Source organism: Acinetobacter sp. FDAARGOS_558, from assembly GCF_003937785.1.
GTDB classification, from domain to species: domain Bacteria; phylum Pseudomonadota; class Gammaproteobacteria; order Pseudomonadales; family Moraxellaceae; genus Acinetobacter; species Acinetobacter baumannii.
Genome location: NZ_RKJH01000001.1, coordinates 1,177,809 through 1,190,371 on the forward strand (window position 1 = coordinate 1,177,809; position 12,563 = coordinate 1,190,371).

Consider the following 12,563-nt stretch of genomic DNA (forward strand, 5'->3'; position numbering starts at 1 on the left):
GACTTTATTCAATATTCACAGTCAATGTTTCAACGATGGCAGCAATGTTTTCAAGCACCTTCACTCGAGTCTCGGGATTGAGAAAGTAGAAATGGTCCCCTTCAAACTCAATACTTCCTAACCAATTTTCTGCGTGTTGTTGCCATGCGTCCATCATTCTTTTGTTAGGAATATCAGGATCTTGTTTGCCATAAAATGCAACAATCGGAACCTCAGTCTTATGAATCTTCTCGCTAAGTAATTGATCACTAAGATAGAAGTCGTTACGAATGATTTTGAGAAAGAATGTGAGTGCATCCTGATTATTTAAAATTTCGTCAGGAAAATTATTGTATCGCTTTAATTCATCAATAATTTTTTCATCAGTTAGCTCATGCTTGTACCGCATATGTTGAATATAATGATGCTCAGGTCGGCTACTTATAACAATTAATCTCAACTGATCAATTATGGTTTTTTCATTCAAATAATTGAGTACTTTCCAAATCAAGCCACCTCCTACACTATGTCCAAATAAAATGAACGGTGTGTCTGAGTAAGCTTGTATTTCATTGGCAATTTGCATAGCCAATAGATCAGGATCATCAATCAATGGTTCATTTATTTTTATACCATGACCCGAATATTCAATAGGAATAATACGAATATTGTCAGAGATCTGCTTTTTCCATGGATGATAAATACTTGCGCTACTCCCCGCAGGCGGTAAACAGAACATATTATATTGATGTTTATTCACTTAAGAATTCTCCAAATATTAAGCATTTTTCTTTTATAAAAAATGCTTAAATCAGATTTCTGCGCTATTTTTTTAAACAGAAGTTGAAGCTAAATTGATAGTTTGAGTCGGTTGCCAAATGGTTGAATCACGATGCGTCACAAAAATAACCGTAGAAGAAAGAGCACGTATCGTTGTAACAATTTCCTGCTCAGTCTCTTCATCCAAGGCAGAGGTTGCTTCATCAAGTATTAAAATCGGCGCATTTTTGAGTAATGCTCGGGCAATTGCGACCCGCTGACGTTCACCACCAGACAATGCGGTGCCTTGTTTACCAACCGATTGATTAATTCCTTCTGAACTACGGTCAATCATTGCCCCTAATGCGGCATCTCTTGCAGCCTTTTCTATTTCATCATCAGTTGCATCAGATTTTCCTAAACGGATATTTTCAGCCAGTGTACCTGTGAACAAAATAGGTTCTTGTGTGACATAAGCGATATTCGAGACCAAATCTTCATATTTCATTTGATCAAGAGCTATACCACCTAGGGTAATTTTTCCTATTTGTGGATCATCAAACCGTGTAAGCAATTCAAGTAAAGTACTCTTACCACTACCACTTGGTCCGGTAACCCATACTCTGCTCCCCAATGCGATATCGAGAGATATATTTTCAAGTGCTGGCGCATAGCTAACGCCTTGTACCGAAATATGATGGCCAGTAGGAATTTGAGGGTGTAATGGCTCAGGCAACTCAGGTGGATGGGTGATCTGATTAAAGTTGCGTAGTGCAGCAAATAAATCATTGATATGCAACCCTGCGGTAGCAAGTTCACCTAACGGCGCTGCTGCACGTCCAATTAAGACGAGTAATGCCAATACCAAAGCAGCATGATTGACTCCAGCGATCATCAGATATGTTGCCATCCCTGCAATGGGTAAAACACTTGCCAAGGTTGCAATAAAACTTGCAAATGCAGCAGCACGGTTGATCCGTATTAATGTCTCTTCTTGCTCTTCCCAACGATGTTCCAGCCTTTGAACCGCACGTTCAGGACCGGCTGCTGTGCGTAATAACTCAACATGATCAACCAATTCCAGCGTTGCTTGTGAAGCCGCTAAATCGGCAGTATTACGCTTTTTATCAATATGCATGAGTGCACGTTGTGCTAGGAATTGAGCAAATAAAGAGAGTAAAAGTAAGCCTAAAGCGACAAATGCTACGCCTGCTCCGGCAAGCATGCCTATTCCTATTGTTAGAAATAAAGGCATAAATGGAGCATGTAAAAAGGTTTGCAATTGATGAGCAGGGATACTCATAAACCCAGGAATTCCCTGTCCAGCAATCGTTTTAATCTGAGCACGCTGTTCATTGGTAAACCAAGAGAGCTTGGCACGAGCTAAAGATTTGCCTAACTCAGCAAATAGGTCCCCTGCTAAACGCACACCAGTAAGGAAGCCAGCACGAGTGACTATAACTGTCACTAATATTGCTGCAATTGCACTGATGAGAACCCAGCTTGGCGACCATTGATTGACAATTGCAAATGCCAATACGGTATATGCGATTGCTTCAATTGCTGCAACAATGATCCATCCGATACCAACAATAATTAATTTTTGTTTGGCTGCACGAGGAAGCATCGAAAAAATCTGATCTTTATTTAATTTAGCAGCAGTATTCATAAAGATTTCCCTGAATCAGTTGGGCCGTTAAGCACTAACCTGCTGTCGGCATGAGCAGCTAAGGCAAGATCATGAGTGACCATGACGATAGTTCTATTCTGGTTTTTAGCTAAGTGGTTTAATTCCAATATTATTTTTGTCGCATTGGTCTGGTCGAGTGCGCTCGTTGGCTCGTCTAATAAAATAATAGGAGCTGAGGATAAAAACGCACGCGCTATTCCTAGGCGCTGTTTTTCACCGCCTGAAAGTAAAGTTGCATCTGCATTTAAATCTACTTTGAGTTGTGCCTTGAGCAATGCCTGCTCAAGTTGTTCATCACTTACATTAATGGCAGATAAGGACAAGTTTTCTCTTACTGTGGTCGGTAATACATCTCCACCTTGTGGAATAAACAAAACCTTTTCATGTCTTAGTTTTTCATGTAATTGCAAAATATCTGTTTTTGCTAATTGAACGACACCTTCTTGCAATACAGCGAACCCAGCAAGTGCTCGCAGTAAGGTTGTTTTTCCAACTCCACTCGGCCCTGTAATTGCAGTCATTGAATTTTTTGGAAATGAATAACTTAATCGATCAAATACTTTTTGATTTTCAATTGCAAAGCTTGCATTCACTATTTCAACTGTTACATCTTCCTCAATCTGTTGTAGATTGCCCGATGAGAGTACTGGCTCTTTTAAGAAAGCAGATAAACGAGTAGCTGCAGCCCGCCCAGCAGCGACATAATCAAGACCATGCCCTAAACGTAGCGAAGGTGTCACGATGGCCAAACTAAAGAAAAGTGTTGCAGCCAAGGTCATGCTGTCGTATTGATAAGCCACGAGATAGGCTATGGCAAAGGTTGCAACAGCTTGTAGTAAGGCCGTGGCAACAGCAGCGAGTGTTGCGACTTTACTCACCCAAGACACCATATTTTGAGTGAAATTTTGTGCTGATTGAGTATAGGCTGTTAAAGCGCCTGATTGTTGCCCATATATTCGATTATCACGAATGCCGCGCGCATAATCATCAGCAGAACCAATAATATCTAACATGACCTGCATACGTGCAGCGCCATCCCGTTTTGATACATGGGGAACAATAATTAAATAATAGAGTGAAGCAATTGCACCCGGTAATAATACCCAAAGAGCCATCGGGCCAACCAACACAACTAATAAAACAATAGAAACCAAAGGGATTACAGCAAAAATCGCAATTTCCGACGGTAAATGTGCCACCATATGATGCAAGGTTGCAATATCGTCTGAAACCAGTCGTTTTAAGCTTTGGTCACCCTGTTTTGATAGGGTTGTGTTAGGTAGTCGAATTAAATGATGAGCAATTTGACGACGTAATCGTGCCGAAAATCCAGCCTCTGCATCATGCACTAACCATGAAGCTAGTGCTGCCAATGCCGCCCCGACTATCCAAAAAACCGCTGAAAAGATCACCCAATAAGAAGATAAATAACCAATCAACTGAATCATGCCCCACAGAGCAGTTAAAATGGCTAAACCAGAAAATACGGCAGCAAGTGTTCCTGCAAATAATTTAGGAAATGCTGGCTTGAGTGCAGGTGCCAAGGAAGAGTCTGTCATCATATGAGATAACTTTAAATCAGACATGCTTATCTCTCTTTATTTTCATAGAAAAAGCGGTACTTAAAATAAAATCTCGCTTCAATTGACCAGCAAGAATTGTCATTTTCGGCTTTAAAAAAGCATGAATAAGAAAATCATATAAAAAGTATTTTTTTAAAAACTTTAATTGCATCAAAAACTTCCTAACCACCCTATCAAAATATTTTTAGATCATTTTCTAGACTGTAAAAATTAATATGGATTTGTCTAAATCATCTTGGTTGATATGACTAAAAGCCAACTGTACGTTTAGAGGCACCTTGTAAATCAAAAATAACGTCGTCAATTAAGCTATCAATCTGACGTGTATCTCGGTGATGTGCCGTAGTAATTAAATGAGCCCTATTTCCAGAGGTTGCCAGATAATGCTTTTTCCAGATGTGCTCAGAAGGACACGGAAATACCACAGTGATTGAATTCGGATTTCGCCAAGCAGGAATCCCAACGGCCTGAAAGCGATCAACCGCGTACTGGGCCATTTTTAGACAATGTTGAATTCTCTGTCGTCTTTGTAAATTGGTTTGGCTACGTATTGCTGCCCACATCAGCAAAACAGTATGGCCATTGCGAGAACCACTAATGGTTTGATCACGTGTAGAGATATAGTCCACATCTACCGATATACGCTCTACATTCTGGCGCTTGGCCACAACAATGCCACACGGAATCGGTGAACCAATCATTTTATGACCAGACACACAAATCGAGTCGATGCCATGAGCAAAGGTAAATGCTTGAGGATGATCAACGAAAGGTAAAATCATGCCACTCAAGGCAGCGTCGGCATGAATATAATAATCTCGGCGCATGATTCCGATTTGCGCTAAGCGCTTTTGAATCATTTCAATATCATCAATTGCGCCGGTCATGGTCGTACCAATATTTGCAAAAATAATGGGGTGACTTTCTTTATTGGTTTTTATTTTATGGATTAAATCATCGTAGTCGATTTCACCATTATCCAATGATTCGATCACACAAGATTTCATCTGCAATAATTTGGCGATTTTTCCCACCGAATAATGCGTATCTTTTGAGTAATATAATGTGGAATCAGGAAATAGCTCACGCGCCAGATAGCAGCCAAACATATTACCTTCTGTGCCACCATTGGTTACGTATCCCCAGCTTTCTTCAAAGGGAATTTGAAAAATTTCAGCAAAATACGCCATCACATCTTTCTCAAAATCAAAAGAATTCAATGCGTAATTGCTATAGTCTTTCCAATCACCACAATTATTAATAGAGAATTTGAAAAAACGGAATAAAGCGGAATAATCAAAATCTGCAGATTCAGGATATCCAATATTGAAGTATTGATGTTTTAAACAGTAATTCCAGAATGTCTCTATTCTCTCTTGATCAGCAGGCGATAAAATCATTTTTTGCTCCGTTAATATGACGATTACAAGTCGTCTAAGGAGTCGCTATCAAAGATATAAATTTTATGTATAAATTTAGCGACCAGGATTTGTCGTATGCCTTATGATGGCAACCCTCTACCCTGCAATCCTTTGCCGTGCATCAACCAATGACCACCAATTTGATAAAGTGGGTGTGCGTCCTAATTCTTCAAAACTGATATTGATTCCCTGCGCTTTGAGTTCCGAAGAAAACTGCATAATTCGTAATGAGTCCAATCCATAAAGAATCAGGTTTTCTTCTGGATCTAATTCATCTTCTTCAATAAGCTGCTGGACCTTTTGCTCTAGCCAAGGTCGTGTAATGCCTGTTGCCACCTGCCCCACTACAGATTCGGTATCCACAACTTGACCGCAACGTGAAGATACATATTTCAAAGCTAAGCGATGTTCTTCTTCTGAAAAATCGGCAACTGCATCCCCAACAAGAAAGGGTTGTATGTCACTCATAAAGGCTTCAATTGCCGTAACCATACAACCGATATGAGCATAGACACCGCCAATAATGAGCTGATCACGATTCCAGTTTTGCATTCTTTCAAGTAAATCCGAACGTTTAAACGCGCTATAACGCCATTTCGTTAAGACAATGTCATGTTCAGCAGGAGAAAGTTGATCAATAATTTTTTGCTGATCGATTGTTGAGGCTGGCAAACCCGGCCCCCACATCGCATTCAGTAATGCACGATCTGCCGCTGGCTGTTCATAAGGCTGTGCTGTATAGACAACAGGAACATTGTTCTGATGTGCCCAACTTCTTAGTTGAACTAAATGATTAACAACCGTTTTAATTAATTCACTTTCAGCATCGTAAAAATTTAAAAAGTAACGCTGCATATCATGAATTAATAAAACTGCTCGAGAAGGATCTAATTGCCAGTCTGTTTTATTATTTGGATAACTCTCTCGTTTGGGCATGAGATAAGTAGAAATTTTTGAAATAGCCATATGCTGCTCAATATTTATTAAGATGTTGTAGATGTATTTAAAATGCTGCGAAGTTGTTTTTTGTCCACCTTACCGACTGCAGTCAGTGGCAAACTTTCGATTAATTTGATCTGGTCTGGAAGTTTGTATTGTGCAATACCTAACTCCATGAGATGGCGTCTGAGCACAACAGCTTTAAGTTCAGGATTACGAGAAACAATAAAGGCACAACTTTTTTCACCGAATTGTTCATCAACAATTGCGACCAAAGCTGCGTGCATAACTTCCGGATGTAGAAGAATAAGTTTTTCTATTTCTTCCGAAGCAATCTTTTCACCACCACGGTTAATCTGGTCTTTAATTCTTCCTACTACACGTAAATTACCATCAGGGGTACGCTGCACGAGATCGCCCGAATAGTAATAGTTGTCCTCATCAAAGACCTGTGAATTATGTTCAGGGCTTTGATAATAACCACAAAAGGTATAAGGTCCCCGAGTCGCAAGCATCCCTATTTCACCTTCTGGAACCTCTTTATACTGTTCATCCACAATTTTGATTTCATCATCAGAACTGATAGGACGCCCTTGTGTCGTAAAAATTTGCTCATCGGAGTCATCGAGTCTGGTGTAATTGACCAAGCCTTCGGCCATTCCAAATACTTGTTGTAATTTACAATTGAGGATTTCAGGAACTTGACGGGCTAAAGATTCAGGGAAACTTGCTCCCCCCACTTGAAGCAACTCTAAAGACTGGATTTGATCTTTATATTGCGCGGCTTTTTCTAGCCACATAATGACAGCACTCGGCACTAAAGATGCCATATTGACTTGATGTCTTTGAATAATAGAGAAGCAATTGAGCGGTTCAGGATTTGGTGCCATCACAACACATCCACCTGCATGTAAAACACCTAATGCACCAGGTGAACTCAACATAAAGTTATGCGGAGCTGGCAGAGCGCACAATAACCGGGTATTTGAGTTTAAATCGCAAATCTCGGCACTGGCTCGCACGCTATAGTCATAGTCATTATGCGTGCGTGGAATAAGTTTTGGTGTTCCCGTACTTCCACCTGATAGCTGAAAGAAAGCAACTTCATCAGCAGGTGTAGATGAAAAATCGACTAAGGTCTCTGCTGGTGTTTCAATCCAGTCTAATAGTCCGAAATCGGTAGCTTGATGATTGAGCATCAAAATAATTTCAGGACTTAAATTTACATCATGAAGTGAATCAATAAATTGATTATTGCTAAATACTTCATGCTGACGCGAACCAATTAAAAGCTTAGGTTGAATCTGTTTAATAAAGGCATTTAGTTCATATTGGCGATGGCTATATAGCGCATTGAGCACAACCACGCCTGCTTTAAGCAAGGCAAAAAAGACAATATAAAACTCCGCAACATTGGGAAGTTGTACTAAAGCAGTATCGCCCTTGCCCAAGCCTTTTTCAGCTAGTCGAGAAGCTAAATTTGTTGATAGCCGATCCAGCTCGATATAACTCAACTGACGTTCACCACAAATAATTGCCGGCGAATGCGGATGCGATTGAACCCCTACCGTTAAAATGCGCGTCAAAGGTTGGTCAATCCAATAACCTTTATTTCGATAGTGTTGCGCTCTCTCGGGAGACCAGCGAACAAACTCAATCAACTGTTTTTTCATGACATTCTAAATATTCAATTTAATTTAATGGTTATCAAGCTATTGATTCTTGGTAAATTTTCTTACATCTCGGCATAAATATTTAATTTGAATACCGACTAAAGAAAACTCTTAAGACGGACAAGCTATATATTCACAGCAAAATTGGAAATGATTAACAAATGCAACTGGTAATCATTTTCATTTGTTTGTATGATGCTGAAACAAGATTAATTTGTCAACCGAGTTATCGTTCAATGTGTGAATTAACTTCGATGCAAGCGGCCTGCTGGTTTGGTCGCTCTGGCAACGCAACTTTAGGTGGGGTTGCTGCCCACCTCTATGCAGAATTTGACGGTCAATTTATTGATCTACAAAAATTACATTTAGCACTTCAACGACTTTATAAAGAACACCCTATTTTGAGATTAAGTTTGAGTGCTGATGGCATCGCAAACATCATGTCTGAGAAGACTCAACAGATATTAGAAGTCGATGATTTTTCAAAGCTTAGCGATCATCAAATTGAGCAAATGCTCATGCAAAAACGGGAGCAATGGACCCATCAAAAACTTGATTTAAGTCAGGGCCAGACTGCAAGATTTTCTGTAAGTGTTCTTAAAAATAATATTTTTCGTTTTCATGTAGATACGGACATGATTGCTATCGATCCGTCCAGCTTCTTGAATTTAATGGAAGATCTTTCTTTGTTTTATGAAGACCCAGAAATATCATTCTCCCGTCCGCCTAATTTTTTTGACTGGTATCAAAAAGTACGGACGGACCCTGACCTAAAAAAATTAAGCCAACGAGACCGCTTATGGTGGAAACAACGTCTGTCTCATATTAGCCCTGCTCCGTCTCTACCTTTCATTCATCAAAAATTCAAAACAGCAAAAAGTGATCGTTTAAGTACTTGGCTATCGCCAAAAGAACGAACAGCATTACAACAACTAGCTAGAAAACAACATATTACTGTAACCAACCTGATATTAGGTCTATTTGCCTATACGCTTGGTCATGCAACCAAAGATCACAGCTTCCGATTAAATATTCCTACTTTTTGGCGCGAGCCAGTTTTAAAAAATGTCGAAGGCACTATTGGTGATTTTGCTAATCTAGTCATCCTTGATGTCGACATGAAAGGGACAACTACCTTAGCCGCATTCTGCAAACAAATAGCAAATCAAATGCTTGAGTTATTAGAGCATTCACATTATTCGGGTGTGAATGTTCTACGTGATCTGTCCCGTTATCATGGTAGTGCACAGATTGCTCCAGTGGTATTTACAGCGGCACTCGACTTAGAAAACGATAATTTGCTTTCCGAACGTATCCGCCGTGTTTTTGGCTCAATGAATTGGGTCATTTCACAAGGGCCGCAAGTTGCACTTGATGTACAAGTTGCTCATGTAGATGACGGTATTTTAGTTAATTGGGACATCCGTTTAGATACTCTACCCAAAGAATGGATCACGAATTTATTTGAATCTTTTATTCATTTACTTAAAAATCTTGCCGCACATCCTGAGCAACTGAATACACAAATTATAAACTCAGCACAAAATACCTCGTCAGATCGTACGTCTCAAAAACCATTAAATGCATTACAGCAAGCCTACCTATTAGGCCGAACTCAAGCCCTTCCCTTAGGTGGTGTTGCCATGCAAGAGTTTAGGCAGTATCACGGCACAATGGATATTGTTTTATTAAGACAACGATTGACAGAAATGGTACGGCGGCATGACAGCTTGCGAACCTATATTGATAAAAACAGGTTAGTACAATATGTAAGCGATCAAGTGAGTGTCAATTTAAAAGAAATAGACCTAACTACATGGGAACCTGAACGTGCTTCTCACCACATCCAGTCCTATAAAAATAGTTATACGCATGAGCTATTTGATTTAAATCAGTCGCCTTGGAATATCACCGTATTTTTATTAAAAAATAATCTATTAACAATTTTTGTCCGCTTTGATGCATTGATTTTAGATGGCCGATCTATAGCTTCACTTATGTTAGAGCTGTTTGATGGACAACAACATGATATCCAAACACAAATAGAAAAAAATGAAGTTGAAAATAGCTTATCTGTTCATCAGACAGATATGGCTTACTGGGAAAGAAAATTTTCTAAATTATCGGCTATTCCTACGCTTCCGTGGAAAACACCCTTACAGCATTTACCGACTTCACGTTACCAACGTAACAGTCTGGTTATAGAAAAAGATCAATTTAAACAGTTGTCTAAAATTGGCGCAAAACATTCACTGTTTAAAAACTCAATCATCATGGCGATTATTTTGGAAGTGCTATCTCATTGGAGCACGGACAAATCTCTATGCGTTGCTGTTCCTACACTTCCCCTCTATGCCGGCCCATTTTCCAATAGCTCTACGTTTATTGCTGTTGAGTGGAAAACTTCAGATCAATTTGCTGAACAAGTAAACCGCTTACAAACTGAAGTTTTAGAGGGTTTACAGCATCTTTTATTTTCAGGCGTTGATCTCGCTCGACTATTATTTGAAAAAGTTGGCACTGCTCCAGTATTGCCAATTGTAATTACAAATGGTTTGTCATGGCCTGTATTATCTGAATCTCATCCTATTCAGCAACAAGATGGCCTTACTCAAACACCTCAAGTTGCAATTGATATTCGCTTTTGCACAAGAAATGACGGCGCTTTAATTTTCGATATTGATTATGCCCAAGAAGCATTTCCACCCAACATGATTGACGATTTCTTGGATGCACTACAATTGGCAATCAAGCAAATTATTGATTCAGAAATATTCAATTTTGATCTCAGTAATTTTTTCAGTGAGCTTCAAAATAAACGACCATATTTTAAAAATAATGAGTCCGGTCATTCATCTATACCACTTGAAAATAATGCTAAACAGCAAAATCAACTACTCGACATTTATTTAGAAGTGATAGGTCACACGCCAAATAAGGAAGTGGACAACTCAACTCATTTTACTCATCTCGGGCTACGTCCACATCATTTAAAGGCCGTTTCAAAACGTATTAATGAAACATACGCGATTCAGCTCTCACCTGTTCAACTTATTCAATGTCGCAATATTGCTGATGTAGAGAAACTACTAACACCACATTAATTCGTATTTTGAACTTTCATCATTTTGGAAACAGATAAAGTATAAACATGAAAAAAATAGATATTACCGGAATTGGTATTGGGCCATTCAACTTAGGTTTAGCTGCTCTTTTGTCTCATCATCCCGAAATCAAAAGCGTATTTTTAGAACGTAAACCAGAATTTCGATGGCATGAAGGGTTGCTATTGCAAGGTACGACATTACAAGTCCCTTTCTTTGCCGACTTGGTTACTATGGCCAATCCTTGCCATCCCTTAGGCTATATTAATTATTTACATCAACATGATCGCTTGCATCAGTTTTATTATTACGACAGTTTTTTAATTCCACGCCGTGAATATGACCATTATTGCCGTTGGGCTTCAAAACAATTACCCGATTGTCGATTTGGAGAAAACGTAAGCCATGTGGAATATGACGCCAAGCTGGATAAATTTATTATAGAAAGTGAATCAGCCTCAGGCGAAAAACAAAAATATATAAGCCAAAATCTGGCAATTGGTATTGGAACTAAACCTCGAATTCCTAAATGGCTGGAAACATGCAAACACCCTTTGGTAAAACATTCAGCGGAGTTTGCAAAAATTCAGGAACAACTCAAGCAATGTAAACAGGTCACGGTTATTGGCTCGGGCCAGAGTGCAGCAGAATGTGTACTTGCTTTATTTAATTCACTTACACCAGAACAAGTAAAAGCAGGTGCATCTATTCGTTGGATCACACGTTCTGCCGGCTTTCACCCAATGGAATATTCTAAACTTGGGCAAGAGTGCTTTACCCCTGCATATATGCAATATTTCCAAAGCCTGCCTAGAGATAAACGCCGCGATATTGCTGCTAGTCAGGGCTTGATCTATAAAGGGATTAGCTTCTCAACCATTGGCGATATATATGATGTGCTTTATGAGCGTTCAGTGGGTGGTGAAAAATCCGGCTTAAGCCTATACACAAGCTGTGAGGTTGAATCGGTTGAAGAACTTGAATCGGGTTCTCTGCGTTTAACCTGTTTGCATACCCAACTCGACCAACGATGCGATTTAGAAACTGATGCCCTTGTTGCAGCTACAGGCTATGTTCATGATTGGCCTGAATGGTTCCAAAATATGAAAGGTTCTATTTTAGCGGTTGATGATAAAAATGATTGTATTGTTCAAGAAGACTTTACGGCTTTACGTTGTGATCAGGGACAAGGTCGAATTTTCATTCAAAATGCCGAGATTTTTCAGCAAGGCGTTGGTTCTCCAGACTTAGGGATCGGAGCAACTCGAAACTCAGTCATTATTAATCAATTACTGGGGCGTAATGCATATCGAATTCCTAAACAGTCTTCTTTCCAGCACTATGGTTTGCCAAAATAAAATATGAATATCATAAAAAAACCCGCGATGGCGGGTTTTTTTATTCGGTTGAAGATT

General features: G+C 39.4%; 8 protein-coding genes. 2 read left to right on the plus strand and 6 right to left on the minus strand.

Annotated features, from left to right (window positions below):
* Positions 1-4: 4 nt before the first annotated feature.
* From basH to basE, 6 genes are all read right to left on the minus strand, one after another.
* Positions 5-739, minus strand: coding sequence for an acinetobactin biosynthesis thioesterase BasH (gene basH, locus EGT34_RS05745; protein ID WP_025465847.1), 735 nt, complete (start codon positions 737-739; stop codon positions 5-7).
* A 72-nt stretch (positions 740-811) separates the two neighbouring features.
* Positions 812-2,407: an acinetobactin export ABC transporter permease/ATP-binding subunit BarB gene (gene barB / locus EGT34_RS05750; RefSeq protein WP_001090099.1), complete on the minus strand. Its 1,596-nt coding sequence runs from the start codon at positions 2,405-2,407 to the stop codon at positions 812-814.
* Entirely contained in the window at positions 2,404-4,014 is a 1,611-nt protein-coding gene (gene barA, locus EGT34_RS05755) for an acinetobactin export ABC transporter permease/ATP-binding subunit BarA (RefSeq protein ID WP_031974734.1), read from the minus strand. Before barA ends, barB begins: the two co-directional genes overlap by 4 nt.
* 245 nt (positions 4,015-4,259) lie before the next feature.
* Complete coding sequence (gene basG, locus EGT34_RS05765) at positions 4,260-5,411, minus strand: acinetobactin biosynthesis histidine decarboxylase BasG (RefSeq protein WP_000603870.1); 1,152 nt, start codon at positions 5,409-5,411, stop codon at positions 4,260-4,262.
* A gap of 117 nt (positions 5,412-5,528) precedes the next feature.
* Complete coding sequence (gene basF / locus EGT34_RS05770; protein WP_001018271.1) at positions 5,529-6,398, minus strand: acinetobactin biosynthesis bifunctional isochorismatase/aryl carrier protein BasF; 870 nt, start codon at positions 6,396-6,398, stop codon at positions 5,529-5,531.
* A 17-nt stretch (positions 6,399-6,415) separates the two neighbouring features.
* Positions 6,416-8,044 (minus strand): (2,3-dihydroxybenzoyl)adenylate synthase BasE, encoded by a 1,629-nt coding sequence (gene basE, locus EGT34_RS05775; RefSeq protein ID WP_031974733.1) that lies wholly within the window; start codon positions 8,042-8,044, stop codon positions 6,416-6,418.
* Positions 8,045-8,205: 161 nt separating this feature from the next.
* Between basE and basD the strand changes: the two genes are divergently transcribed.
* Together basD and basC are read left to right on the plus strand one after the other, a co-directional pair.
* Positions 8,206-11,148 (plus strand): acinetobactin non-ribosomal peptide synthetase subunit BasD, encoded by a 2,943-nt coding sequence (gene basD, locus EGT34_RS05780; RefSeq protein WP_001177739.1) that lies wholly within the window; start codon positions 8,206-8,208, stop codon positions 11,146-11,148.
* A gap of 47 nt (positions 11,149-11,195) precedes the next feature.
* Complete coding sequence (gene basC / locus EGT34_RS05785; protein WP_000717761.1) at positions 11,196-12,506, plus strand: putative histamine N-monooxygenase; 1,311 nt, start codon at positions 11,196-11,198, stop codon at positions 12,504-12,506.
* The last annotated feature ends 57 nt before the right edge of the window (positions 12,507-12,563 follow it).